The sequence below is a fragment of the Shimazuella alba genome, assembly GCF_009831235.1.
In the GTDB taxonomy this organism is placed as follows: Bacteria; Bacillota; Bacilli; order Thermoactinomycetales; family Thermoactinomycetaceae; genus Shimazuella; species Shimazuella alba.
Genome location: NZ_WUUL01000005.1, coordinates 1 through 24,837 on the forward strand (window position 1 = coordinate 1; position 24,837 = coordinate 24,837).

Annotated in this window: 25 protein-coding genes and 2 pseudogenes; 8 read left to right on the forward strand and 19 right to left on the reverse strand. The window is 38.0% G+C overall.

The window, feature by feature from the left end:
• Window positions 1–137: 137 nt before the first annotated feature.
• From GSM42_RS08455 to GSM42_RS08465, 3 genes are all read right to left on the reverse strand, one after another.
• Window positions 138–1,229, reverse strand: coding sequence for a bifunctional 3-deoxy-7-phosphoheptulonate synthase/chorismate mutase (locus GSM42_RS08455; protein ID WP_160801118.1), 1,092 nt, complete (start codon window positions 1,227–1,229; stop codon window positions 138–140).
• Between the two features lie 112 nt (window positions 1,230–1,341).
• Window positions 1,342–1,683, reverse strand: coding sequence for a YtxH domain-containing protein (locus tag GSM42_RS08460; protein ID WP_160801119.1), 342 nt, complete (start codon window positions 1,681–1,683; stop codon window positions 1,342–1,344).
• Complete coding sequence (locus tag GSM42_RS08465) at window positions 1,670–2,083, reverse strand: DUF948 domain-containing protein (protein ID WP_160801120.1); 414 nt, start codon at window positions 2,081–2,083, stop codon at window positions 1,670–1,672. The genes GSM42_RS08460 and GSM42_RS08465 overlap by 14 nt, the downstream gene beginning before the upstream one ends.
• A gap of 120 nt (window positions 2,084–2,203) precedes the next feature.
• On the opposite strand from GSM42_RS08465, the gene GSM42_RS08470 reads away from it, so the two are divergent.
• Window positions 2,204–3,283, forward strand: a complete 1,080-nt coding sequence (locus GSM42_RS08470; protein WP_160801121.1) for an isocitrate/isopropylmalate family dehydrogenase — start codon at window positions 2,204–2,206, stop codon at window positions 3,281–3,283.
• 322 nt (window positions 3,284–3,605) lie between these two features.
• Here GSM42_RS08470 and GSM42_RS08475 read toward each other — a convergent pair whose 3' ends face one another.
• On the reverse strand, window positions 3,606–3,890 hold the full coding sequence (locus GSM42_RS08475) for a hypothetical protein (protein ID WP_160801122.1): 285 nt from the start codon (window positions 3,888–3,890) through the stop codon (window positions 3,606–3,608).
• 345 nt (window positions 3,891–4,235) lie between these two features.
• Between GSM42_RS08475 and GSM42_RS20990 the strand changes: the two genes are divergently transcribed.
• Window positions 4,236–4,358, forward strand: coding sequence for a hypothetical protein (locus tag GSM42_RS20990; RefSeq protein ID WP_275402140.1), 123 nt, complete (start codon window positions 4,236–4,238; stop codon window positions 4,356–4,358).
• 612 nt (window positions 4,359–4,970) lie between these two features.
• Here GSM42_RS20990 and GSM42_RS08480 read toward each other — a convergent pair.
• The 4 genes from GSM42_RS08480 to GSM42_RS08495 all read right to left on the reverse strand — a co-directional run bounded on the left by GSM42_RS08480 (window position 4,971) and on the right by GSM42_RS08495 (window position 7,010).
• Complete coding sequence (locus GSM42_RS08480) at window positions 4,971–5,195, reverse strand: hypothetical protein (protein ID WP_160801123.1); 225 nt, start codon at window positions 5,193–5,195, stop codon at window positions 4,971–4,973.
• 26 nt (window positions 5,196–5,221) lie between these two features.
• On the reverse strand, window positions 5,222–5,779 hold the full coding sequence (locus GSM42_RS08485; RefSeq protein ID WP_275402141.1) for a hypothetical protein: 558 nt from the start codon (window positions 5,777–5,779) through the stop codon (window positions 5,222–5,224).
• A 111-nt stretch (window positions 5,780–5,890) separates the two neighbouring features.
• Window positions 5,891–6,265 carry a DUF309 domain-containing protein gene (locus GSM42_RS08490; protein WP_160801125.1) on the reverse strand — a complete coding sequence of 125 codons (375 nt, stop codon included), beginning with the start codon at window positions 6,263–6,265 and terminating at the stop codon, window positions 5,891–5,893.
• Window positions 6,266–6,590: 325 nt separating this feature from the next.
• The gene (locus tag GSM42_RS08495; RefSeq protein WP_160801383.1) at window positions 6,591–7,010 is read right to left on the reverse strand and encodes a CoA-binding protein; all 420 of its coding nucleotides are present in this window, start codon (window positions 7,008–7,010) and stop codon (window positions 6,591–6,593) included.
• 157 nt (window positions 7,011–7,167) lie between these two features.
• On the opposite strand from GSM42_RS08495, the gene GSM42_RS08500 reads away from it, so the two are divergent.
• Complete coding sequence (locus GSM42_RS08500) at window positions 7,168–10,773, forward strand: dynamin family protein (protein ID WP_160801126.1); 3,606 nt, start codon at window positions 7,168–7,170, stop codon at window positions 10,771–10,773.
• A 255-nt stretch (window positions 10,774–11,028) separates the two neighbouring features.
• Here GSM42_RS08500 and GSM42_RS08505 read toward each other — a convergent pair whose 3' ends face one another.
• From GSM42_RS08505 to GSM42_RS08535, 6 genes and pseudogenes are all read right to left on the reverse strand, one after another.
• Window positions 11,029–11,199: a hypothetical protein gene (locus tag GSM42_RS08505; RefSeq protein WP_160801127.1), complete on the reverse strand. Its 171-nt coding sequence runs from the start codon at window positions 11,197–11,199 to the stop codon at window positions 11,029–11,031.
• A 128-nt stretch (window positions 11,200–11,327) separates the two neighbouring features.
• A complete protein-coding gene (locus tag GSM42_RS08510; RefSeq protein WP_160801128.1) occupies window positions 11,328–11,576 on the reverse strand; it encodes a hypothetical protein in 249 nt (82 codons plus the stop codon).
• A gap of 325 nt (window positions 11,577–11,901) precedes the next feature.
• Window positions 11,902–12,072 (reverse strand): hypothetical protein, encoded by a 171-nt coding sequence (locus GSM42_RS08515; protein ID WP_160801129.1) that lies wholly within the window; start codon window positions 12,070–12,072, stop codon window positions 11,902–11,904.
• Between the two features lie 17 nt (window positions 12,073–12,089).
• On the reverse strand, window positions 12,090–12,338 hold the full coding sequence (locus tag GSM42_RS08520) for a hypothetical protein (protein WP_160801130.1): 249 nt from the start codon (window positions 12,336–12,338) through the stop codon (window positions 12,090–12,092).
• A gap of 955 nt (window positions 12,339–13,293) precedes the next feature.
• A pseudogene (locus GSM42_RS08525) lies at window positions 13,294–14,195 on the reverse strand (IS4 family transposase); the annotation flags it as partial.
• Window positions 14,140–14,439 (reverse strand): NUDIX domain-containing protein, encoded by a 300-nt coding sequence (locus GSM42_RS08535; protein WP_237446544.1) that lies wholly within the window; start codon window positions 14,437–14,439, stop codon window positions 14,140–14,142. The gene GSM42_RS08535 and the pseudogene GSM42_RS08525, both read right to left, overlap by 56 nt.
• A gap of 246 nt (window positions 14,440–14,685) precedes the next feature.
• On the opposite strand from GSM42_RS08535, the gene GSM42_RS08540 reads away from it, so the two are divergent.
• The gene (locus GSM42_RS08540) at window positions 14,686–14,853 is read left to right on the forward strand and encodes a hypothetical protein (RefSeq protein ID WP_160801132.1); all 168 of its coding nucleotides are present in this window, start codon (window positions 14,686–14,688) and stop codon (window positions 14,851–14,853) included.
• Between the two features lie 402 nt (window positions 14,854–15,255).
• Here GSM42_RS08540 and GSM42_RS08545 read toward each other — a convergent pair whose 3' ends face one another.
• On the reverse strand, window positions 15,256–15,630 hold the full coding sequence (locus GSM42_RS08545; RefSeq protein ID WP_160801133.1) for a hypothetical protein: 375 nt from the start codon (window positions 15,628–15,630) through the stop codon (window positions 15,256–15,258).
• A gap of 596 nt (window positions 15,631–16,226) precedes the next feature.
• The gene (locus GSM42_RS08550) at window positions 16,227–16,547 is read right to left on the reverse strand and encodes a hypothetical protein (RefSeq protein WP_160801134.1); all 321 of its coding nucleotides are present in this window, start codon (window positions 16,545–16,547) and stop codon (window positions 16,227–16,229) included.
• A gap of 231 nt (window positions 16,548–16,778) precedes the next feature.
• On the opposite strand from GSM42_RS08550, the gene GSM42_RS08555 reads away from it, so the two are divergent.
• The 3 genes from GSM42_RS08555 to GSM42_RS08565 all read left to right on the forward strand — a co-directional run bounded on the left by GSM42_RS08555 (window position 16,779) and on the right by GSM42_RS08565 (window position 20,918).
• The gene (locus tag GSM42_RS08555) at window positions 16,779–17,666 is read left to right on the forward strand and encodes an NAD(P)-dependent oxidoreductase (protein WP_237446528.1); all 888 of its coding nucleotides are present in this window, start codon (window positions 16,779–16,781) and stop codon (window positions 17,664–17,666) included.
• A gap of 115 nt (window positions 17,667–17,781) precedes the next feature.
• On the forward strand, window positions 17,782–18,132 hold the full coding sequence (locus tag GSM42_RS08560; protein WP_160801136.1) for a MerR family transcriptional regulator: 351 nt from the start codon (window positions 17,782–17,784) through the stop codon (window positions 18,130–18,132).
• Between the two features lie 1,073 nt (window positions 18,133–19,205).
• Window positions 19,206–20,918, forward strand: a complete 1,713-nt coding sequence (locus GSM42_RS08565; RefSeq protein WP_160801137.1) for an ABC transporter ATP-binding protein — start codon at window positions 19,206–19,208, stop codon at window positions 20,916–20,918.
• Window positions 20,919–21,167: 249 nt separating this feature from the next.
• Here GSM42_RS08565 and GSM42_RS21345 read toward each other — a convergent pair.
• Window positions 21,168–21,359 (reverse strand): annotated as a pseudogene (locus GSM42_RS21345) (EamA family transporter); the annotation flags it as partial.
• A 314-nt stretch (window positions 21,360–21,673) separates the two neighbouring features.
• Between GSM42_RS21345 and GSM42_RS08570 the strand changes: the two are divergent.
• Entirely contained in the window at window positions 21,674–22,645 is a 972-nt protein-coding gene (locus tag GSM42_RS08570; protein WP_160801138.1) for a glycosyltransferase family 2 protein, read from the forward strand.
• Window positions 22,646–22,702: 57 nt separating this feature from the next.
• Here the strand turns inward: GSM42_RS08570 and GSM42_RS08575 are convergent, their stop codons facing one another.
• A complete protein-coding gene (locus GSM42_RS08575) occupies window positions 22,703–23,233 on the reverse strand; it encodes a DUF3231 family protein (protein WP_160801139.1) in 531 nt (176 codons plus the stop codon).
• Window positions 23,234–24,437: 1,204 nt separating this feature from the next.
• On the reverse strand, window positions 24,438–24,833 hold the full coding sequence (locus GSM42_RS08580; RefSeq protein WP_160801140.1) for a GtrA family protein: 396 nt from the start codon (window positions 24,831–24,833) through the stop codon (window positions 24,438–24,440).
• Window positions 24,834–24,837 lie beyond the last annotated feature (4 nt).

Below are 24,837 nucleotides of genomic sequence, written 5' to 3' on the forward strand. Positions count from 1 at the left end.
GTAGACTGCTTCTAATTTGGTCTCTAGTGAATATTTGGTCATAGAAAAACTGCACCTCCCATTGTTATGTGTGTCTAACAATTGGGGTGCAGTTCATTTGTGGTTTGGGTCTTTTTATTTACAAATATAGGGATTATTTATTTCGATTCCACCAATGAAGGGAACAGTTTAGATGCATGTAGGTCAGTCATAAACTGATCAAATGTAGGAATATCAATCTGTTGCTGTGCATCAGACAGCGCAACGGCTGGATTTGGATGTACTTCTACCATTACTGCATCTGCACCTGCAGCTAATGCTGCTTTGGCAAGTGGTACTAAGATATCACGGCGTCCAGCGGAGTGAGTAACGTCCACTACTACTGGAAGATGACTCTCATTTTTCAAGAGAGGTACAGCAGAGATATCGAGTGTATTTCGTGTCCATTTCTCGTAAGTACGAATACCACGTTCACATAAAATAACATTTTTATTACCACGAGATACGATGTACTCCGCAGCATGCAAAAATTCTTCCATGGTAGCAGACAAACCACGCTTGAGAAGCACAGGTGTATTCACATTCCCTGCTGCTTTTAACAGCTCAAAGTTTTGCATATTTCGAGCGCCAATTTGAATCACATCTACATATTTGGTTGCCAATTCAATATCACTTGGACTAACGATTTCACTGATGACTTGCAACTCGTATTCATCTGCAACACGACGAAGAATCTCAAGACCTTCGACACCCAGTCCTTGGAAGTCGTAGGGAGATGTACGAGGTTTAAATGCTCCACCACGCATCAATGTCACACCATTATTTTTCAATGCTTTGGCTACAGCACGCACTTGTTCTTCTGATTCTACAGAACAAGGTCCAGCTACAATCGTAGGAGTACCATTTCCTACTTGAGTAGAACCCAAGGTAACAACTGTATCTTCTGCTTGTTTTTTCCGACTGACCAATAAGTGCTTTTTGGAATCATCTTTTTGTAACTGCAAAGATGCTTTGAAAATTTGTTTGAAAAGGTGACGTACTGCATCATTTTCAAATGGTCCTTCATTATGTTCAACTAAGCGATCGAGCATTTCTTTTTCACGCTCAGGATCAAACTTAGTAACACCCTGTTTTGTTTTTATATCAGCAATTTCTTGTACAATACTAGCTCTTTTACTCAAAAGGGAAAGTAGCTCTAAATTAATAGAGTCTAATTCCTCACGTAATTGTTTTACATTAGCATCGCTCAAACTTACTCGCTCCCCTCAACTCTACTAAAATATTCATTCATTTTAACTGAAATATAGCTTTATGTCATCCATTATCAGAAAAAAAGGCAACTATTTTAGTTGCCTTTTTTTACTATTTCAATGTATATATATCTTCATCTGTCTCTACTTCATCTTCCATTTTAACTTGAGTTACGCCTTCTCCAACGTTATCTTTTATAGAAATCAATTTATCTTGAACTTTGTCTCTCACTTCAGCCATTTTCCCAATTACATCAGTACTTTGCGTCTTTACATCAAGTACGATTTTTTTCCCTTTATCTCGAACAAAACCAATGCTCTTGTTTATATCATTTCTTACCTCTTTACCTGCTTTAGGAGCTGTCAAATATGCCAAAGTCGCCCCTAATGCTACTCCTACTGCTGCACCAATCATAAAATCTTTAAGGTTTATTTGCGTATCATTTTTGGACATCTTGCATTCTCCTCTTTTCATTATTTTGTCGCCATTCTTGAACAAGGTTCATGGCAGCACCTACAACTGCTAGAATTCCTCCTAGCTTCTCTTTGTTTTCAGCAGCTGCTTTGGAAACAAAGGTGGAAACTTCATTCATTTGCTTCCCTATTTTATCGATTGCCTGAAATAATGTTTTCGTATTTTCCGTTTTGCTTTTTATATTTTCGACTACCGTTCTTGTCTCTGACACTAATCCATTTGTATTAGTGAGTAGATCATGTGTATCTTTTTCTAAAATAGTTGCAGTCTGATTTACTTGATTCAGTGTTTGCTTCAGCTGTTGCAAGGTACTGATAAGGTAGATTACCAGAAACACAACAGCCACTGCGATAACTCCTACACTTATTTCGATGATCACAGGGAACTCTCCTTTATCTCATTTGCAATACTGCATAAATTTGGATTACTTTTCATTTCTAGTCTCACACATCTATAATAGGATGTGAGGCACAATATATTAACACGAGGTGAAATTTTCATGGAACATACGATTGTTGTAATGAAAGGCGACCAAACTGGTCAAGAACTTTTAGATGAAGCATTACGCATCTTAGATCCTAGTGTCATTCAATTTGATTTGCAATTTGAAACATATGATCTTAGTTTAGAGAATAGACGTGCTACCAAAAACCAAGTGGTGCATGATGCAGCCAAAGCAATGAAACGTTTTGGCTTCGGTCTGAAAGCTGCAACGATAACTCCAGAAGAAAAAGGAGACATCGGCAGTCCTAATGCTATTTTGCGTAAAGAGACTGACGGAAAAGTAATTATTCGTACAGGACGACGTATTCCTGGTGTTCGACCAATTGGTGGTACATATGCTCCGATCTCTATCATTCGCATGGCAGTTGGTGATGCCTATGGTGCCAAAGAATGGCGTGAAGGAGACGGCATAGATGAAATCGCATATCGTACGGAAACCATCGATCGGAAAACTTGTCGTGCAGTAGCTGAATATTCTTTTCGTCATGCCAAAAAGATGAAAGCCAAAGTATTCGGTGGACCAAAATTTACCGTTAGTCCTATTTACGAAGGAATGCTGAAAGAAGAAATGGATGCAGCAAGCCTTCGTTATCCAGAAGTTCGTTATGAACCTCAATTAATTGATGCTACGTATGCATTGCTTCTCAACCATTCAGGTGATCCATTGGTTATTCCTGCTTTGAACCGAGATGGAGATTGTTTGAGTGATATGGTCTTGCAATTATTTGGTTCTCTTGCAGGAGCAGAATCGATCCTCCTTAGTTTTAATGAAAATTTTGAACCAGAGACCATCATGGCTGAAGCACCCCATGGGACGGCTCCATCCCTTTTTGGCAAAAACATTGCGAATCCCATGGCTATGATATTAGCTGGCGCGTCCTTACTCACCTATATGAATGATCCAAAGGCATTGACCGCTTCGCGTGCAATCTACGAAGCTACCATTGAAACCGTTCGTGAGGGAATAAGAACTGCTGATCTATCTGGTAGTGCGACAACTACTGAATTCACTAATGAAATCATTGCTAAAATACAAACGAAGTTGGAAGTATGGAATACATTGCAAGGATTTTAAACAAAAGCGACGGGAAATTTTCCGTCGCTTTCCTTATTTACTGTTTTCCTGAAAAGATAGAAATTTGTATGTAATCTAATTATATACTAACTCATAGAAAAAAACAGCCCTCATAATTAAAAGGCTGCTTTTTTTATCCTTTTTTAGCAGAATAAGAAAATTTATATTTTATCTTATCTGCAAAGCGACCGGGGTGGGGGGTGATTGTGAATCGACTAGGAGCGTAGCGACGTAGCGAGACTTGTGCCCTTGTCTATGGTGCATAAGTGCAACTAGACCTCTGACTTCGCCTTAAAAGGCTTACCAATCGGTAAGTCTTCTTTTACTTTTTTTTGCCTTGGTTTATACTCTTTTTGCCTTCTAATATATCTCTTCCTAATTGTGGATTAGCGCGAATGGTTTCCGCAAATTGGGTTACCTCTTCCACATCAACGTCCGCTTGAGTTACTCTCATTAAATACTCCACTACCATTGGCATTCCACCTTTGTCGAATGCTCTTTTGGCCCCATTCATGATCTGGCCTAACTGCTGCTCGCTTAAAACCTTCTGCCCCATAACTGTATTGATCATATTCGTTAACTGTCCCAAATTTGGTTCATTACTCATACCTACACCTCCATCTAATCTTCTTGGCTATCCTATGCCCATATGAAAAAAGTGGGTACGGATTTTTTTGCCTAATTCATCTGATATCTAGGTATAAGTTTGATCAAGCATAGAAAACACAGAATAAACTGAGAAAAATTAGCAAAAACATTTCAATCACATCTACTCCTTCATCCCATCATCACTTCACTTTTTTATGTACATCTTTTGCTAGTAGACAAAAACCTAAATTTACAATACAGGGCAAATACCTGTACAAAGCAAAACAAATCGGCATAAGGTAAATCAGCTACCGAATCAATAAATCGGTACAAAAAACGAATGCATTGTTAGGGAGGTTCTACTATGGGCGGCTTTTCAGGAGGAGGAATCGGCTGGGGCTGGCACCGTCTTCTCATCTTCATACTTGTAATAGCTACTATCTTTGTATTTGCTGGTGGTTTTGGATTCTCTGGAGGTTGCTGCTAAGTATTTAGTACAGGAGGTGATGCGATGAGATAAGGCGGTAGTGGTTTTGCTTAGATTCTACTGATTTCTTATTCGTTATCACTACCATCTTTCCCACTAAATATCATTAAAAAATTAGAAAACAGGAAAGGAGGTGTCAAAATGAGTGGTTTTTCAGGTGGATTTTTCGGTTGGCACCGTCTTCTGATTTTCTTACTTGTTATCGCTACCATCTTTGTCTTTGCAGCTGGTGGAGTTGGCAGAGGTTGTTGCTAATAAACCATTAGTTTAGTAAGGAGGTGAGACAATGGGCGGCTTTTCAGGAGGTTTCTTTGGTTGGCACCGTCTTCTGATTTTCTTACTTGTTATCGCTACCATCTTTGTCTTTGCAACAGGTGGAATCGGCAGAGGTTGTTGCTAATAAATTAATTAGGCTTGTGGGGAGGTGAGACAATGGGCGGCTTTTCAGGAGGTTTCTTTGGTTGGCACCGTCTTCTGATTTTCTTACTTGTTATTGCAACCATTTTCGTCTTTGCTGGTTGTTTCTAAAGAACGTATAAAATCAGCCTAGAGGTTTCTCTAGGCTGATTTTTCATTCAAAAAACCCTTTGATTTCTCAAAGGGTTTTCTTCGTCATGGTAAATGATGCAATCGAATCCCAGTTTTATCTTTTTCTAAAAGTTGTAGTAAAAGATGATATTCTTCAAGCAGCATAGATTCAAAAAAACGCATCTCTTTTTTTAACTTGGATTGCTCACTTTTATATATGCTTAATTCTTGCTCACAACTTGCTAATTTTTCTTCAATCTCTAAAAGGCGCTTCTGTAGTTGCTCTTCTTCCCTTTGAATAGCTCCCACCTCTTTTCTACACCTGCTTCCTTATCTTATGTAGAAGTGGTCGAATCTGCTTTCCCAACTATACTTTTGGTTAGAGAAGAGGCAACACCGCTTGCATTGGTTTCTTGTTTTAAGTGCTCTATAAGCTGCAAAAGCTCCTCATATCTCGTCTTTACTTCTTTTTGTACCCATTCTACAGAATTATTCTCTTGTTGAAATTTTTGATTATCTTTTTTGATGCCATCCACCTTTTGTTTTGTTTTTGCAATGGATTGCGTCAATTTTGCTATTTCTTTTTGCTGTTTTATCCATGCTTGCTCGGTATGCTTTAATAGATCAATCGCTTCTGAGAAAGTATCTACTTTTGATTTGCGTTTTTTTTCTAACTGCGTATAAACTCTTTTCTTTTTAGCTTCACTATAGGATGTTGGATTTTGGCCTCTCAGTACAGCATTCCAGCGAAACCCACAAGCACCTGCTGTTCGGCCAATCTTCTTCCCTACCTCTGAGAATGCTGTTAGTTGTGTACCTCCTTGGCTGATGGTGTAGAGTACTAATTCACTTAGTAATTGATCTTCTTCTGGAGTCCATCGTCTTCCTTTCACCTCATTCATCCTCCTCCATATCAATCATTTTTGCTCTCCTATTAAATTGATTATGTTTTTTTTCATAAAAAATACCCATGTGCAACAGAAGCAACATGAGTATTTACAACTTTATTTTATTTCTGGCAATTGGCAGATCGGTATGCCCAATTTTTGTAGTTCACTTAAGTCTAATAAAATTACTTTCTCAGGCAATTTTTGCAGGCACATTTCCAACCATTGCAGGATTCCTTTAACAGACACACCTTCACATTCTGGTTGATAAGGACTCAAATAACCAATCGCTGATTTTGATAATTTTCGTGCACCTTGCACTTTTCCGCGGTTTAACTGATGCATAATAGCCGCTATTTGAATCAGTCCATGATAAAAATCATTACTTCGATCTTGTTGCCATAATTCTTCTAATACTTCATGTGCTTCCCAGTACTCACCTTGATGATAATGCTGGAAAAATTGGACATATAAGGGATGATAAGTTTGCATATGTATTCCTCCAAAAGAAAAAGACCAGATCTCTGGTCACATGAAAGAGGGTCAAAAAAAGAAAATAGAAGCGTGGTAGCTTGTCACTGCTCAAAAGCAGCCTTGCTTGTAAGCAAGGAGGTCAGCCCTACTTACAGATGACATTGTACCATAACGAACGTTTTTTGTCGATATTGTGACTTTTCATTTGTGTTGTTTTCAGAATATAGCTATATGTGTTAATTGCTGTGTAATGCTTCTTGTTTCCAAAATAAAGTATTTGCTCTCTGCACGTCACTTATAAGATGTAATAATTCAGAGGTTACTTATACTACCATTTCCGTTTTTATCTGAGCAACAATGCATGATCCACTTTAATACAGCGATTCATAACTACGATTAATCCATTTTTTCGAGCAAGTTCTGCTGCTTCTTCATTTTCCACTCCAAGCTGCATCCAGATAGCTTTTGCTTTGATTTGTACCGCTTCCTCTGCAACCGGATATACGGTTTCACTTCTCCGAAAAACATCTACGATGTCAATGGAGTCCTTGATGTCCAACAAACTAGCATAAGGTTTCTCCCCTAAAACAGGTTCTGTTAACATAGGATTTACTGGGAAAATACGATAACCTGCTTGTTGTAGTGCTTCTGCGATCATATAGCTTGTCCGCTCAGGCTTATTGGAAAGCCCAACAACGGCAATATTTTTCGCTTCTTTGAGCAGAGTTGCTCGTTCTTGGTCACTTGGATTCATGTTTGTCATCCTTCTTTCGCCTTTTTTTACCAATCTTATCATACCCGGTACAGCCAAAAATACCTTTGGCAAAAATAAACGTACACCTTCATGTTCTTGTGAATACAGTATGAATTTATGATACGATAAGCTAGGTTAATTTGCATAGAAACAAAGGGGCTAGACGATGATACAGACATCAACAAACAAATGGGTAAACAAATTGGCAGTGCTTTATCAAACCCTTTCTTTAAACAGTGAACCGAATATAAAAAATAAGTGTATCGATCTTATGCAAAAAATAGATAATCAAGAGTTAGCTATTGCCTTTACAGGTCACTTCTCTGCAGGTAAATCTTCGCTAATGAATAATCTTTTTAACATTTCACTTTTACCTACAAGCCCTATTCCAACTAGTGCAAATGTAGTGAAGGTAAAGCATGGTGCGGATAAAATCCAGTTTCGTTACTTCGACGGTAGTATACAAGAAGTAGTAGGGTCCTATAACGAGGAAGCTTTTCAAGCATTGTGTCAAGACGGAGACCGGGCGACAGAAATCCTTATCGAGCGGATGGATATACCTCTTCCTTCTGGTGTTGCTGTAGTGGATACTCCTGGCGTTGATTCTACAGATGAAGCACATCGGATTGCTACAGAAGCAAGTCTGCATATATCTGATGTTATTTTTTATATGATGGATTACAATCATGTCCAAGCAGAAGGAAATTTAAAGTTTGTAAAGGAACTTACTGATCGGGGAAAACAAGTATATTTGATCATCAATCAAATTGATAAACATCGAGATACAGAGCTTTCTTTTGCCGACTTCCAACAAGGAGTTGGGACTTCTTTTGCTGCTTGGGACATTCGTGTTGCAGGTATATATTTTACCAGTCTCAAACAACCAAAACACCCACACAACCAACTTACGCAATTGAAAGAACTCTTACATCGCTTATATAAAAACAAAGATCAATTAATCGAGCAGAATGTAGAACGAGAAATGAATTACTTGATCCAACAATACATTGATAAAAAAATATCTGCGCTTCCCTCTTTGGAAACCCTACAATCGGAATTACAAACGAATCAAGATAAAAAATCAAATTACCAACGTCAACAGGAACAATGGAAAATCGAAAAACAACAAATCGCTGATCAACTGATGAAAGATCTCGATCACATTTTGCAAAATGCATACCTCATGCCTGCTAATTTGAGAGAACAGGCAAAAACATACTTGGAAGCGATGCAGCCTGACTTTAAAATGGGCTTATGGTTTGCAAAAAAGAAAACAGAACAAGAGCGATCGCATCGGGAAAAACAGTTTTTTCGTTCTCTGGTGGATACCATCTCTACTCAATTAACGGGACATATCGAAGATCTCGTAATCCAGCATGCAAAAAAACATGATATTTTTCAAACATCCTTCGCAGATGACATCCATGAGTCGATACCAGAAATCACACGCGAGTTATTGCGTAAGACAATTAAAAAAGGTGCAGGTATCAGCGGAAATTATGTTTTAACATATACCAATGATCTGGTAGAAGAGATCAAAACCCTCTATCGTGGTTTTGTGCGTCAATATTTATCCGATCATTTACCCCAGTTAGAAGCAGAAGTAGAGCGCAACATACAAAAGGTTGAAATGGAATGTAAAAAATTAGAAACCCGTCTTCAGCATGTTGAGCAAAATTTGCAGATGCATGCTGATATCACAGTCAAACAAAAAGAATTGCAAATGTTGTTGGAGAAAGATACTGTGCATGTTCCTGATCATGTTGTAAAAGAACTCTTACAGGCAAGAAAAACAAGGGGAGAGACAACCTCAATCTTGACAGAATCTTTCGTGACAAATCAAGAGAAAACTACTCCCCAAATCGAGGATTTGCCGATTAGCAGTAGTTCCATGAAGCACAAAGAACAGCTCCTGCTCCAAGCAGAAGAAACGTTAGCGCCTGTATCCGAACTACAGATCTTTTTTAAACAATTGAAATCAAAACGTCTCCAACTGGAACAGCAACAATTTACCGTCGCTTTGTTTGGTGCTTTTAGTGCGGGTAAATCTTCTTTTGCCAATGCACTATTAGGTGCTTCCGTTTTGCCTGTATCTCCAAATCCAACAACAGCTACAGTCTGTCGTATTTGTCCTCCTTCTACTGAGCATTTGCATGGGATGGCTACGGTTGCTTTTAAATCACAAAAAACACTGCATCAAGAATTGCAACACCTTTTTCAGTTATTCCGTAAAGAAACATTGCCAGCAGATATAGGAGAAGTGATAAACAAAATTCCATCCCTACTGGACAGTCCACTGGAGACAACACGACAAAAATTGGCTATCCCATTTTTGCGTGCGATTCAAGATGGCTATACAGAATTAGAGCATCAGTTAGGAAGAACGGTGTCCATGAAGCAAGCAGACGCTACCTTATATATGGCAGACGAGAGAAAATCAGCTTTTGTGGAAGAAGTATCGCTGTATTATGAGTCCAATTTGTCAAAACTGGGCATTACCTTGGTGGATACTCCCGGTGCTGATTCACTGCATGCTCGTCACACAGATGTTGCTTTTCGTTATATGAAACAAGCAGATGCCTTGCTATTTGTAACGTATTATAACCATGCCTTCTCTAAGGCCGATCGTGAGCTGCTTATCCAATTAGGAAGGGTCCAAGATTCCTTTGCACTGGATAAAATGTACTTTATTGTCAATGCTGCGGATCTAGCCTCTTCAATGGATGAATTAAACAAAGTAGTTGCCTATGTCGAATCACAACTAAATCAGTACGGTATACGACACCCGAGAATGTATCCTGTATCCAGCTTAGAATCGCTGGAAGACAAAATGCAAAATCGTGACTTAAATAGAGATTTTTCCCATTTCGAACAATCCTTTTTCCGCTTCATCCAAGAGGATTCGCGAGCTGCTACCACAGGACGTATGATTACAGATGTGCAACAAGCTGTTAATTGGATTGAAGAGATGTTGACTGCACTGCGGACGAGTGAATCAGAAAAAGAAGACCAGCAGCAACGCTGGAAACAGGCAGAAGACCGACTGGTACAAGTATTTTCTTCCTTATCGAGTACAATGGAAGAACGCAATCTCGTTCAAGAAATCAAAACACTGCTATATTATGTAGGTGAGCGTCTTCGATTGCGTTACTATGATGAGTTTGCTTTTTATATCAATCCATCTACCATTCGCCAATCAGGCAGAGCAGGACGAACACAACTAGCTACAGCAGCTAAAGAACTTCTTTCTTTTATTGGTAACGATTTGATACAAGAGTTTCGTGCGACTTCGCTGCGATTGGAAAAATGGGTGCAAACAGCCTTATCTACTTTTACAGACCAGCAAAGCACACACTACAAAACACAATTGTCAGGTTTGTCATTAGGCATGCCAAATGAATTCATCTTACCCGAGATAGATTGGACGCAACCTAATTGGGAAGAAAATCATCCTATTTTTCAAAAAGCAATCTCCTTGTATAAAAACAATCAATCTTTCTTTGAACAAAATGGCCGAGATCGGATGAAAGAACAACTGAAATTGCAAGTAGATGAAGTGATTACTTCCCACATCACGCAAATAACAGAGAAGTTGATTACTTCCTATACCACTGCTTGGAAACAAAACATCGATAACCTATCATCTGTATGGACCAAACAAGTAATCGATCATTTTGCACGTCTTCACACCAGTTTACAAGGAAACATCGATGAACAGCCACTAGTTGAATCAAAGAAGAAACTAGAACAAATATTAACGCAGCTATCATGAATAAAAGATTAAGGGAAACATGTATCTCAAAGCTATTCTTTTACAAATACAGATATAAAAAAGACAATCGAAGGAGCAAATGTTAAGAGCGACCGACCTTCATGTGCTATATGCATCATGATAGGTCGGTCGCTCTTTGTTTGATCCTGCCTCCAGGCAATAGATGTAGGGTTTACCTAAACTCTTTTCATTCACTTCTTCCATTATCAAGCAAAGGACTTTATCCCAATTTCTGATTGTTTGAAAATGCCAAAATCAATCATTAACATGTTGGTACAATATTTTTATTGCTTTTTCATCTGTTGTATCGTAACTAATAACCTCGATTGCATCGAGAAAAATCGTTGTTAGACCATCCTTTTCACCAAAGTAGGATACTTTAGAAATAGTGGCAGTTTCTTTCGTAACAGTTGAGACAAAAGCCATTCACCCAATCAACGTTTCCATTTTCTCCGTCACTAATTTGAATAGAAACAATTTTGTTATTTGCTTTTGCTCTTTTTAAAACCTCTAACCCTAGATTTTCACCTATGTTGTCATAATCAAATCGTAAGCTAGTATGCTCCTGATTCAGAGCATTGTAAAGTATTTCTAATCTCTGTCATATTTGGTATGTTGATCGATACGAAATCATCATCTATCCTTCCAACCACAAAACCATCTTCCAAGCCCTCTGAAGTTACATGCTTCATCTGAAAGTGTTCTTCTGTTATATACTCTATAAATCCAACCGCACAATGCTCTGGGTCAGAAAGATCTGTATAAACGGAGGTTAATTTATTGCTTGAACTAATTGATCCCACATTGGATGTATACTCATTTATGACAAACCATTCATTTATATTATAAATATTAACATTATAATAAATAACATACCTTCCGATTGGAATCTATCATCATGTCTCATTCTACTTCTAACCAGATTACAAGCTCAGTTTGACTTGTTCTACCGAAATACGACCGTCTCAAATCGTAATAACCTCTTAGGATGTTTAAAGAAATGGGAGAATAAAGCAAATTGGTCCCACAATGATAGCGAATGTCCAAAAGGTACAAAATCAAGTACAAGTTGGGCAAACTCCACAAGTAGGACTACTTCGTAGTTCCCAACAACGTCGGAATCGCTATTTACGTTGGTGGGAGCAAACGAACAGAAAACTGGAATAGACCTAATTTTAGTTCATATTTACTGAGTATTCCCGTATTTTGTTCATTAATCCCGATACCCTGAGTCGTAAAAGGTAGATTTATGTAATAGCTAACGTCTTTATTTTCCATTATTTGTTCTTCCTTTATCATTAGCTATTACTCCTACCTTAATTATTTTTTGGTATAGTGTCTGGAGGGACTTCTTGTATAACTTCAGGTGGTTTACTATCCTCAGTATTCTTACTCATCATATATGGAGCTATATGGAATGATAATCCAATTAGAAATAGTATTAATGACTTCCATCTTTTATCAAGCTTTAATTTTATATGCATCTTAGTTGGATATATTACTCCAACTAAGAAAAATACTAGTAATAGATTAACTATGGAAATTACTATTAATCCAAATCCCATTTTTATATTCCCTTCTTATATATATTATTAAAAGTCCAAACTGGTGTTTAAATGATACTTTTTTCTGGGTTCCCTCAAAATCAATAATTGCATTGGCTCCAAATGAAACATTACCTTCCCACGTGTACATACTATTTTATATTCTCCTTCACCATATTCAGAAGTTAGCTTTCCTTTTGAAACAATAATCTTAACTACTTCCTCATATGTCATACCTGTTACAATGCTTTCAAATTCTTTTCGTGTAAATTCTGGGTCATCTACTTGTTTTTTTGTCTTTGTTTCTTCTTTCTTAACTACTGCTGTACTTTTTCTACTACATTTTCAACGCCGATAGACTTATTAATAAGCGTTCTGCTGTTGGATATATACGGAACTTGAATGCCTTGTGCCGACCGGACATTATAGCAATAATTAGGGTTGGATATATCGTACAGTAATATTTATTATTTATAAACTATTATTTATTATAAAAACAAAAAGAGAGCTGGTCTTTGCGTACCAAGTCATTTCTTCCATTTACTAGATAGATGGCCCCAAAATCGCTCGTTGCTCCTTCTTGGGGTATTGGGATTAATGGAACAAAATACTGGAATAGGCATTATCGGATATGCGTAAAACCCTTGTGTAAAAGGGATTACTCGTTTCTCGTACGCTTCCTTTCTTTGTCTGATCAGTGGATTTAGCGGATATAAATATAACCAAATACAGCCCTTAATATCCGATAAGGCAGTAAATATAACTAAAATTCATGTCTGGTAAGGTCTATTTCAGTTTTCTGTTCGTTTGCTCCCTAAACCCCATGCACATCAACCTAAGAAAAGTGAATGTTGGAAGTGATGATGATGGTAGAAACAAGTCTTATGTTTTTGGAAAAATAGGCATATCAAATAAACCCTTAGCAGAATTTACAATTATATACTTTGAATTGGGTTACCCGAATCAAACCAGCTCTCTATGCTACTTTTGTGGTATACTCATAGACAACACCCAATATATCAAAGACCGTTTTTTTCTTGTAACGATGGGACTTTCGCCCGTTTTTTCCTAGCAGATGGAATAGGCGAAGGAGGATCTTTGCATAAGCTTGGGTGTTTTGCTGTTGTATTGCTTGATGAAACAAAGGAAAATAGGTTTGAATGATGCGGAAAGCCTTGTATTCGATTAACTCGATGTGTTTTTTACGTAGCAAAATCTCTCGCATTTGAAACAAGGTAGTGGAGCAGATCAGGATGGCGATAAGCTGTCTATACAGATGACATTCTAACCTCTCCCGTTTCACTTCCTTACATCGGTCGATCTGAAAAAACGATTTCCATGTTTTAAACACGATTTCCACTTGCCAGCGTAAGGAATAAAGGTCATGAATCCGTTCCTTTGGAACGATCTCCCAGGCAATATTGGTAATATAGACATTGATTCCCATTAACCGCTTACTCTTCTCCGAATAGGTTACTCCCTTTTTCTTCTCTTTATAGGCTAGGTCTTTTCGTCTTTTTTGTACTTGGACATCAGTAAGTCGATACAAAATGACGCGAGCGAGTAACTTTTTATCCTTTCCAATGTAAGCATCTCGGATTTCCACGGTTTCACCTGGTTGCATCCGTTGCATGAGTTCTTCCAAATCTAGCTGGATATATTCCGTTTGTTTCTTGATCGTTCCATCTCGAAAATATTCTGGTTCTGGATTCTTTTGATAGATTTGGTTATTTAGCTTTAAACGAGATACATAAGAAACACTCGCTGATCCATCTGATCCAGATCATCTAGTGAAAAATAGCCTAGGTCTCGTATACACAAGTCACCCGGTCGTAGCGTGGATAAACAAGTGGTACCAAAGGTTTTGTCGTTCTTTTTTAGGATTGGCTGGAATTATGTGCAAATCGACATCCAATGGTGTCGATTGAAGTAACACTAGATTATGAGATGAAATACCTGTTTCTTCCTCGATTTCTCGAAGTGACGCACTTACTAAAGAATTGTCTTCCCTCTCACAATGTCCTCCAGGCAAAAGCCACTTATTTAATGCTAAATGTTTGATATGAAGTACTTTCCCATCATTGCGAACCACAACACCACTTGTAGTGATGTGTATAGGCATATCTGAACGAGATGTTATATCAGAGCCATTTTGCAATAAATCTTCGTAATAGAACAGTTGACTTGCTTTTTCTCTTGAGAGAAGTTAGTCAACTCGCTATACAAAAACGCAACCCTATTACTGGACTTCCATTTATTTTTTACACAAAAAGCCTTTCTTCCTTTTTATTTCTCTATATGGTATGAAAAGGAATTTATTTTCTTTTGTCGAAACTTTTCTTAGAGATAAATACTAGGAGGATTATATATGAATTGGATAAAAATCAATGGTGGACGTGGTGATTGGACGAAAGCCAAAGAGGGAGAAAATTATCATGGTTATAGTAACAAAGAAAACGAAAAACCACTGGAAACATTGCTAAAAATGCCGAAAGACAAAGGGAAATTTTTCACCCCTGCTCCAAAAAAATGGTAGTTCCATAGTCCTTGTTAGAGGTCTATTTTTATTTTCGAAAGGATGAAAGCATGTTTTTGGTATGGATGATTATCATGTTAGGTGGATATGGTGTTGTCAGCTTATGCGCTATGGGCATTCTCTCCTTTTTCATCAAGAAATTGTCAAAAGAATTAGGCTGATATCATTTTGATTGTCGTCATGAAGATAACGAGTGTGGGAACTCCTTAGAAAAATTGTTCAACACTCGTTATCCGTTTTAACGCACAAAACCCTACTCTTCTTCGTATTATTCTTCTAGTTTCATTGGTACAGTGAATATTTCATCACCTGAATATTTGCTTTCCAGTCTGTTCCACTGCAACAAGTTCCAAACATGTCTTATGCCTAGTGATCGTTTCTATATATAGGAAACTCAATTTGTCATCGTCCCTCCTCTGCTTCCAACTCAAGTAATATATCTGATACATACTGTTCCAATTCATAGATCTTCTCCAACTCTAAGTTAGCAATAACTTTTATCATGGCGATATGTAAGTCTCGAACATCTACTATATTCGCTTGATGAACAAAACGCCATACATCATCCCATTCTTGTTGGGTGATCGGTAGACGGGCATCTCCTCGCTTTTGTGACATGCCATAATCAATAAACAAATGGATGGCATCCAACCATTCTTTTCTGGTTTTGGCATCGCGAAAAGATTCCATCAAAACCGGATACTGTTCTCCTTCACAGGAATAGACGATAAATCTAACAATCTTTTGGCAGATCTGTTTTACTTGTCCCTTTTCCATTTTCTCCTCCCTCTGTGGAACGATCATACATAAAAGCTGCGGTATTCCCCTCTAACGAGATAAAAAGCAGCACTTATATAAAAAATATCGATCATCCGTTTAAGAAAGATATAAATGCACAAATCCATTCATCAATCCGACTACACTCACTCTCCATCCATTTAGAAAATATCTTTCTAGTGAATAGAAAATCTATTCAATCTAAGATGATAAGTGAGGTGGATAAGGATGAATACTTTTATAAAAATGGTTTTTTGGGATATAGAAAATTTAATTTTCAGAATTATAATGAGAAGTGTCTGCGGCTGTTATTTATATCATACATATAAATTCTATTTAGTTCAAATATTTATATTTTTATGATTAGTTGTGTTTCCTGTGTACTACCACCTTCATGTATAAAATTTAAAAAGCGAATCCAAGTACTAAACATACAGCTTCTCTACTCCATCCTCCGGTCAATAAAAAAAATGATACTTAGTCTTCATTGCAGTGGAATCATCTGTTACCCTAACATATTATACAGCTTACTATTCGTAAAAACATACTGACGAGATGTCCAATTGACATCTCGTCAGTGAGCGAATTCTAGTGAACTAAGAAAAGAGGATTTTATGCATTTCAGGGATGGATTCAAACAGCCTAACGTGTTCTGCGAAGGAGTTTATATGGCATTTCAATGTCAAGTCCCAGTTGTTTCTTGGATCGTTTTGCAACTCGATATCCAATTCTATACCATCTGGAAAAAATACATCAATGTGATATTTTTTAGGTTTGATGGGATTCTGACGAAGAAGATCCTTCACTGAAGAGATCAGCTCTTGACAAGTAAAACCTTTTTTCAAATGTAGTTCGAATACCCCTTCCAAACGGTTGAACTCAACCCCACTAACGGCTACTTTGCTGTTCTTAGACATAAGGCCTCTTTCGCTCATGTAATGGACATTCTATCCACTACTAATATTTTACGTTACCATCATTTCAATGGATTTTCAATAAATACAGAGTTATCAAGAGTTAACGTGAAAAGGGGATGGTTCTTCTCTCGTCGCACAATCTTTTACCATATTTTTTAAAAAAGCCTGTTGACTATGACACTAATGTCATCGTTTAGAATCTCCTTAAACACTTTTGAGGAGATGAATAAAATGAGTCAAGTTAATACAAAAAATACAGGAGTAAGCGTTATTGGTCTGGGACAGATGGGCTCTGCACTTGTGAAAGCGTTTCTAACCAAGGGATACTCAACAACAGTATGGAATCGTTCACCAGAAAAGGCAAAAGATCTAGTAGCTCAAGGAGCGGTCTACACTCCTGATGTCGAAGAAGCAGTAGCGACCAATTCATTAGTGGTCATCTGTGTGTTAGATTATCAAGCAGTTCACGAAATTTTGGATACGGTGGGTAGTACTTTATCAAATCGAACTTTGGTAAATCTTACGAACGGTACTCCTGAACAGGCTCGTCTGTTAAAAGAAAGAGTGACACAATTAGGAGTAGAATATCTCGATGGTGGGATCATGGCAGTACCTTCCTTAATCACAAGATCAGAAGCAGTATTGCTATACAGCGGATCCCAGAAAGCATTTGAAATGCACCGACAAGCACTAGATAGTTTGGGCACTAGTAAATATCTAGGTACTGATTCTGGGCTTGCTGCACTAAATGATTTGGCTTTGCTCAGCGGAATGTATGGTATGTTTGGTGGATTTATCCATTCCGTAGCACTAGTTAGATCGGAGAAAGTCAATGCCACAGAATTCACCTCAGAGTTACTTATTCCATGGCTTCATGCAATGATGACCACTCTGCCTAAAATGGCTCAAATGATCGACTCTGGTGATTATAAAACAAAAGATGCTAATTTAGAGATGCAAGCATCTCTGGACACAATCGGTGATGTAAGTCGAGCACAAGGAATCAGCACAGAATTAACAGATCCTATATTCTCCCTTATGCAACGTCGCGTAGCAGATGGTCATGGCGATGATGATTTCCCTAGTGTAATTGAATTATTGAGACAGTCAACTAATTAATTTAATGCTATAGTACTAGATTGCATTTTCTCCATACTTGCTAAGTAATTCATTAGATCACCTGACTTTATAGTATACTTTGTGTGAAGGCGACATTGGAAAGGAGGATCTTTTTTTGAAGATAAGCGAATTATCTAAAATCACAGGTGCCAGTATTCGTTCCATACGCCATTATGAGAAGAGAAATTTACTTACTTCAACTCGTCTTGATAATGGATACCGAGAGTTTGATAAATCTGCGATTGATCGGATTAAAACGATACAAATTTACTTAGGACTAGGTTTAACTACAGAACAAATAGAAGAAATCTTCAACTGCATGGATACCGACATCAATGAGGATTATGACTTTTTTTGTGATGAGATGTTACGTTTATATAAAGACAAATTAGATGAAATAAATTCCAAAGTGAATGCACTGTCCGTTGTAAAACATCGTTTAGAAAAGCAAATTAGCCAATTTTAAAGCATTTAGTTTGAAAACCATAATGTGAGTTGCCACCCATTCATGGTGATTGAGATATAATTCCAAAGTTATTTCAAAATAAAAAGCTAACTCTTCTTTTAAATAGAAAAGTTAGCTTTTTAAATATTGGATTTCATATGTTTAATCCACCTCCTCTTTCATCTGTGACCAATAATGCCCTCGAACCACTAAGAAACAGATCAATTGCACAAGAAAAAAGGACCACATGAAGTAATTGTCGGCTGATATACATGGAAACCTTGCGACTTAACCATTACTTTCACTACCCCAATAGTATAAAAGATCGAAAAGGACAATAAATAGCATAAGGTCACAGTACTCTTTCATTACATATAAAATAAAAGCAATTGCGGCAAAGAGATCCTTATTTTTTATTCCAAAAGACATGTAACTACTTTTCATATTCGTCATCGTCATCAGAAATGGTTAGTAGTGCTTGTTTCTCCTTGTGAAGATGGTTTTATTTCTTTATTGCAAGCAAGCTGAGTACTTTCACATTCCTCAAGCACTTTCGTTTCTTTGCAAAGATCGCAAACAACCGCTCATTTAATGGCTATACAACCTAGATCTACAGGGTTATCTTTTATCAGAAGTGCAGTGGTTACTAGCGTAGCCATTTATTCGACTAGAGTTCCCATATAAGAAAATAAATTATTTACTAGAGTAATGGCTATAATTGAATTATTGGCAATAAAATGTTTAAATAATTTTAGATCCTTTGGAAAACAGAAAATAAAAGAAAAACCAAAGGAAATAACACAGACAAACACACACTGTACCAAGAGCTTTAAGGAGTATTCGTGTATCATCTCAACCTCCCAAAATATTTAGAGACAGCACGCAGGCGATCTGCCTCTCTTCGTGGCTCAGATAAAGAGGAGAACAAGTGGAATAATGAACCCAAACCGTTCTTTGACCTACTTCTCTGGAAGCTCGCCAAGAGCGATGGGGATCCAGAAGAGGATCAGCTGGTCTTCTCATCACTGAATATTCTGAGATATTCGTTTCTGCGAAACAAGAAGCTGTGTGCAAGAATTATCTTCTGGTCTGCTTTGACTTCGCTTGTGGGTGTCCTCAGCTACTACTTTCTGAAGTGTGGACTGGAAGCAGATAGTAGAGAAAGTCAAATCTTTTTTCTTGTGATAGCAGCCTTCTTTTATGCGCTCACCGGACCAAGTTTTCCCTTTCATCTGACTTTTTACGATGGAGCTATCCTAAAAGCGGTCATCCGAAAGGACTTGACCGCAAAAATAGCTCAGAAGCTGATCGGAGTAAACCGTGAGTCGCTTCGCAAGTACCTCAACAAAAATGGGACTCCTTCCACTTTGGCGAAGTCGATTCCTGATTCTGTCAGTAGTGACTTGCTTGTCGTGGTGAAAGATCCGCTGATCTGGTCTTTCAGTGTTGGGGCTCTCTGGATTCTCTCCTGGGAGTATGCAGTTGCTTTAGTAGCTGGCTGTGCCTTGATCTTGCGGTTGGCCAAGCCTGCGATCCGTAAAAACCAAATGATCAGTAAAGACGCAGAAAAGATCAGTTCCAAAGTCCAGATTACATTGGACTCTTGGGCACAACTTCCACGACTGCACAGTGATCGAGGAATTTGCCAGTCCACAGCACAAAAACTAAAAAAACTCACAGAAGAGGAGGAGACACTCTATCGGGGTAACTCCTTCCATCGAGCATGGCTTGTAGCAGGTCCTCGTTCCATTGGTATCTTTCTGCTGCTTGCCAGTCTGCTCCCCTATGCAGTCTTCGTCAAGCACAGTGAAACGATCGATGTCATCCTGCTTGCCTCTTTCTTTTTCAACGGTTTCTCGGCATTCATTTCATCAATTGACTTCACTATCCGCGTGGCAGAGATGCGAGGAGAGTTGGTAAAGCTGGGCGAACTGCGCACTCTTCCTGATCGTCCAAAGGGAAATGTGAAGATGCAGGGATTCGAAGGGTTTAACCTTCAGGATCTTCAAATTCACTATGAGAACAAGACCTTGTTCCCAGACGGTCTGAACCTTTCAATCGGAACAGGCATCCCTCCAACAAATGGACAACCGGGAAAATCCCATAAGGTCGCTTTCGTAGGACCTTCCGGATGTGGCAAGACATCTCTTTCTCGCTTGCTCGCGCGCGATTTGGAAAAAACTGATGAAGACAACGGTATCTGGACAGGAGAGTGCCTTGTCCAGACGAACGGAAAGGAATACTCGATTGATCAGATTGACCTATTCTCCTTTTCTCAGAACATCATCTCTGTTCCACAGGAGACAGAAGTACTCTCAGCTGAATCCGTCGAACGAAACATCGAGTTGGCGATCGAGGCGCTTCCTCTTGTCAAAAGGAAAGAAATCGTCCTTAGACTAATGAAGCGAATGCAATTGTCTTTGGAGAGTCTCGATGAGCTGTGCCAAGATCAATCAGGTGGACAGCAGAAGCGTATCCAGATCGCTTCCGCGCTGTCCATTCTTGAAAAGCGAATTGTAAGCAATCCTCATCCTTCAGCAATCCTGCTCGACGAAGCTTTGTCGCAGCTGGATCAAGAGACAGCCGTCTTTGTTCTGGAAGCAATCGAGGAGCTGGCAAATGAGTATGGCGACACGATCGTCATGATCGCTCACTCTGATTATGCCATCTTTGACGACTCTTATGTATATGTCTTCGGACCGGACGGTCAAGGAATTATCGAAGAGGGTTGGAAGTTGGAACTCGCAAGTAATCCATCTTCTTCTTACAACAAGGTCTTCAAGGCCAAGTTCAATCCCCAGAGCTAACCTTTTATAGGTTTATCTGGAACCTTCCTGACATGAGAGCCAAGAAGTTGGCAGCATGGCAGGAAGGATACAACATTTAAAAACTTAATATTCACAAACTTAAAGCGCTAATATTTCTAAAAAAAGGAGATAGATAGTATTATTTCTGTATATGGGATATGGCAACCAAAAGCAAAATTAGGGACATATTTAAATATTTTACATATGAAGAAAGGGCATGTAGTGAAAATTCCTTCTCTCCGCCCGAAGTTATGCTTTTTCTTTATCAGAGGCATAATAGTTAACTAGCCAGATCTTAGTAAAAATATCTTGTAATAACCATGCCGATAAAATCACTCCTGAAACGGGAAAAATATAACTAAATATGGAAGTTCGTCCTGCCCCGATCGCTTGTACTCCAATCAAATAAAACCAATTCGCAAACGTAGCCAATAATGAGAGATAGTGTAGATAAAACCTAAATTTCTAAATGCATCTGCATCAACTTTGTAATTTTCGGATCATCTTCTATAATCATAAGTGAAACACAGTGTTTCTCCTCACATCTTCACTTAATCAAATATCTTAAAGGAATAAGACGCTGCGATGCAAAAAATTCCTTCTCTGAATGTCCATAAGTAAAAAAATCAACGGTTGACGTTATATAAAACAATGCAATAAAATCGAAACTATACTATGCGTTACGATAAGTTTGTCGTCCTTATTTTACGAAATTTTTTTATTATTTTAATCCACCTCTAGAAAGGGACTTGAAGATGTTTTCGTTTGTTATCCCTTGTTATAATGAAGAACCTATTTTACATCGTTTCCACAAAGCAATTACTACTGTGCTCCAAGAGAACAATCTCCCCTATGAACTGATTTTCGTTAACGATGGTAGTAAAGATCGAACGGTTGAGATATTGAAAGAAATTACAGAGCATGATTCACGAGCGCATTACGTGTCCTTTAGCCGTAATTTTGGTAAAGAATCTGCGATGTTAGCTGGACTGAACTTTTCTTCAGGGGAAGCAGTCATGATTATGGACGCTGATTTGCAGCATCCACCTTTTTTGATTCCACAAATGGTTCAAGCTTATCGGGATGGCTATGATCAAGTGATCACAAAGCGTACCCGCAAAGGGGAAAGTGGTATACGCACTCTTTTTGCCAGACTTTATTACCGTTTGATGAATGGTATGATCGATGTCATGTTGACAGATGGTGTTGGAGACTTCCGTTTACTCAGTAGACGAGCAGTAGATGCACTCTTATCTCTTAAAGAATACAATCGATTTTCCAAAGGATTATTCTCTTGGATTGGCTTCCGAGAGTATGTGATAGAGTATGAAAATGTACGCCGTGAACAAGGAAAGAGTAAATGGTCATTTGGCCAATTATTAAACTATGCGATGGATGGATTGATCTCGTTTAATAACAAACCTCTTCGGCTTGCCATCTACATGGGATCATTTGTTACGATCGCAGATATCTTTTACATTCTCTACACCTTTATCCAGATTTTAAAAAATGGTGTCGTTGTACCTGGTTATTTTACCATCATCTCCTCTGTCGGTTTTCTTGGTGGAATTCAGCTGATCTCTATTGGAGTAATCGGAGAATATATTGGCAGGATTTACTATGAATCCAAAAAACGACCTCATTATATTATCGAAGAGAAAAAGATTCAGTCACAAACTAAGAAAAGAAAGAATTCATCAAAGAAAGAGTTGGCATACAACAAATAGGAAAAAGACCCCTTCTTGAATCACGAAAGGGTCTTTTTCCTATGTTCAACCTGTTGATTATACTGGAACTTCTTCAGGAGATCCTTGGGCTATATGCAGTGGTGGTGGAACGAGCCAGCCTTTCTTCTTCAACATTTTTAATAGCTTCGCTCCGTATTGTGCATCTACCATATGAAATTGTCCGAACAACATCGCAATATCTTCACGTATAGCTTTACCCATTGCTTGAGAGTAAGCAACAAGTCCTGTTGCAATATCTTTGGAAACTGTGACAGCAATCTCCGCATCGTTGATTCTAGCGCCAGCAGGAATCCCTTCTAAATCTGCTGTTGGTCTTTCTGGTGGTGCTGGTGGTAATGCAACTCCATTTGCTTTTAATATTTCTGTAAGTTGTTGAATATTAGGTCTGATGACATTTTCAATTTTATCTTCTAAAAAGCTTCTTAAATCACTATCACCTGTATGATTGATAAACACTTGATAGCCAGACAATACAGCTTGATGTCCTGCTAAAGTTGTAGATAAATCAAAAACTTCCCCGTAATGTAATGGCTCCTTTTGAGGATTACCACCTAATACACCCTTCATAAACATCATCCTTTTCCGTTATTCGACTAATAGGTTTCCTCTTTAAGGATATTTTATGCAGATGATTTTAAAATTGATGTTTGCGTATGAACCAAGACTATAAATGAGACTTTCTTGGGAGCCTAATCGCTTAACTACCATTCCCTCCAATCTTCTTAACTATTGTTAGATTCATATAAAAATAAAAAGAACTTGTCTCTGAGGAGACGGAGTTCTTCTTTCGATTAAAATATAAGGTATTCTTTTGCGATATCTATATAAAAAATACTTACTATTGGTATCTGAATCTGGGTACGCAGTCAAATTGCGTACCCCAGCATTTTTCGCTTACCTGATATGTACCTCTATATTTGTACCAGGAAGCTTTTTACGACAAGGTGCATTTTCCTCCATACGGCACACGTTTTCCCCTGTTCATTCACCCTTTCATAGGTAAAGCCACTCTTATTTATCATAAGATAGTCAGTCCTTGATTCCTTTACCCCTGTATCCATATTAAGAGGGTCGTGGTAATAACCTCCCCATCCAACTTGGAATTCATCTTCGTTATCAACCTTCACTTCGAGGTTATTGGGGATACCCTTGATTGTTACATTAGTGAGATAGGTTGGTGTTATATTTGCGGACACAGTACACTCTTAGTATGTTTGAAAGGGACTCCTGTCACCTATATGTTAGTTCGGAGATTGTGAAAAGACAATTTATTTTGTAAATCCTATTTGTTTTGCTTTTAGGTGCTTTCTACTTCAAACAAATCGAGTACTTCTCTTTTAGATGTACATAGTAAATAATAGTGGATAGATAATCCTGGTAACGAGGCTTGGAAGTGTGAATTGTATTATAAGAAGTGTGAATTGTATTATAAGATGTAGTTCTTTTCGATCAACGAAAAATGTTCTTTGATATCTACTTAGAAATGGAAATATCCAACCATGAAACGACTTAAATTAGTCAAAGCAGTACCCTCCAAGACTCAAGTTCTTGAGGGGCATCGAAGAAAGCCTGTTACTTAGGAGCGCGCCTCCACGTGGATGCACCCATCCTCGAGCCAAATCAAGATCTTCTGACCGTAGCTCTCCAGACTCTTCTTGCCACCTCCGGCAGACTCACGACTTTCTCCTTCTCTTTGTAGGGAAAAACATTTTCTTTATTATACCAAAACTATTTTTCATTTACTTCTTTTATTTCATATATTCATAGCTTTTTAAGAAGAACCGCTCGGCTTGGTAACCAATATCTTCTTTGATACTACATACGTAAATGGAATTGCAATCAAAGAAGCCAGCAGAGGAGCTATATTTTCATCCATTCCTAGTTTATCAACAAGCAAATACACACTGCTGGTCGTTACGGTAACATTTACCACATAAGTAAGGGGAAATTGAAAAAATTTCTTAAGACTTGGTTTTGTTTTATAAGTAAAATACGTATTCATAAAGTACGAGCCAATCATACTGAGCACAAAAGCACTGATATGGGAAACGAGATATATCAAATGAAAAACATGTAAAAATAGAAGGTAAAGCCCATAGTAAGTACCAGTATTTACAACCCCTACGATGCAAAAACGCATCAATGGATAATACTTTTGCAAATTCATTTGT

Excerpts from the sequence above, each read along its gene's own strand:
- GSM42_RS08460 (WP_160801119.1), bottom strand. The coding sequence starts at position 1,683 with ATGTCCAAAAATGATACGCAAATAAACCTTAAAGATTTTATGATTGGT.
- GSM42_RS08470 (WP_160801121.1), top strand. The coding sequence starts at position 2,204 with ATGGAACATACGATTGTTGTAATGAAAGGCGACCAAACTGGTCAAGAA.
- GSM42_RS08475 (WP_160801122.1), bottom strand. The coding sequence starts at position 3,890 with ATGAGTAATGAACCAAATTTGGGACAGTTAACGAATATGATCAATACA.
- GSM42_RS20990 (WP_275402140.1), top strand. The coding sequence starts at position 4,236 with ATGGGCGGCTTTTCAGGAGGAGGAATCGGCTGGGGCTGGCACCGTCTT.
- GSM42_RS08490 (WP_160801125.1), bottom strand. The coding sequence starts at position 6,265 with ATGCAAACTTATCATCCCTTATATGTCCAATTTTTCCAGCATTATCAT.
- GSM42_RS08495 (WP_160801383.1), bottom strand. The coding sequence starts at position 7,010 with ATGACAAACATGAATCCAAGTGACCAAGAACGAGCAACTCTGCTCAAA.
- GSM42_RS08500 (WP_160801126.1), top strand. The coding sequence starts at position 7,168 with ATGATACAGACATCAACAAACAAATGGGTAAACAAATTGGCAGTGCTT.
- GSM42_RS08505 (WP_160801127.1), bottom strand. The coding sequence starts at position 11,199 with ATGGCTTTTGTCTCAACTGTTACGAAAGAAACTGCCACTATTTCTAAA.
- GSM42_RS08515 (WP_160801129.1), bottom strand. The coding sequence starts at position 12,072 with ATGATAAAGGAAGAACAAATAATGGAAAATAAAGACGTTAGCTATTAC.
- GSM42_RS08520 (WP_160801130.1), bottom strand. The coding sequence starts at position 12,338 with ATGGGATTTGGATTAATAGTAATTTCCATAGTTAATCTATTACTAGTA.
- GSM42_RS08535 (WP_237446544.1), bottom strand. The coding sequence starts at position 14,439 with ATGCCTATACACATCACTACAAGTGGTGTTGTGGTTCGCAATGATGGG.
- GSM42_RS08540 (WP_160801132.1), top strand. The coding sequence starts at position 14,686 with ATGAATTGGATAAAAATCAATGGTGGACGTGGTGATTGGACGAAAGCC.
- GSM42_RS08545 (WP_160801133.1), bottom strand. The coding sequence starts at position 15,630 with ATGGAAAAGGGACAAGTAAAACAGATCTGCCAAAAGATTGTTAGATTT.
- GSM42_RS08550 (WP_160801134.1), bottom strand. The coding sequence starts at position 16,547 with ATGTCTAAGAACAGCAAAGTAGCCGTTAGTGGGGTTGAGTTCAACCGT.
- GSM42_RS08555 (WP_237446528.1), top strand. The coding sequence starts at position 16,779 with ATGAGTCAAGTTAATACAAAAAATACAGGAGTAAGCGTTATTGGTCTG.
- GSM42_RS08570 (WP_160801138.1), top strand. The coding sequence starts at position 21,674 with ATGTTTTCGTTTGTTATCCCTTGTTATAATGAAGAACCTATTTTACAT.
- GSM42_RS08575 (WP_160801139.1), bottom strand. The coding sequence starts at position 23,233 with ATGAAGGGTGTATTAGGTGGTAATCCTCAAAAGGAGCCATTACATTAC.
- GSM42_RS08580 (WP_160801140.1), bottom strand. The coding sequence starts at position 24,833 with ATGAATTTGCAAAAGTATTATCCATTGATGCGTTTTTGCATCGTAGGG.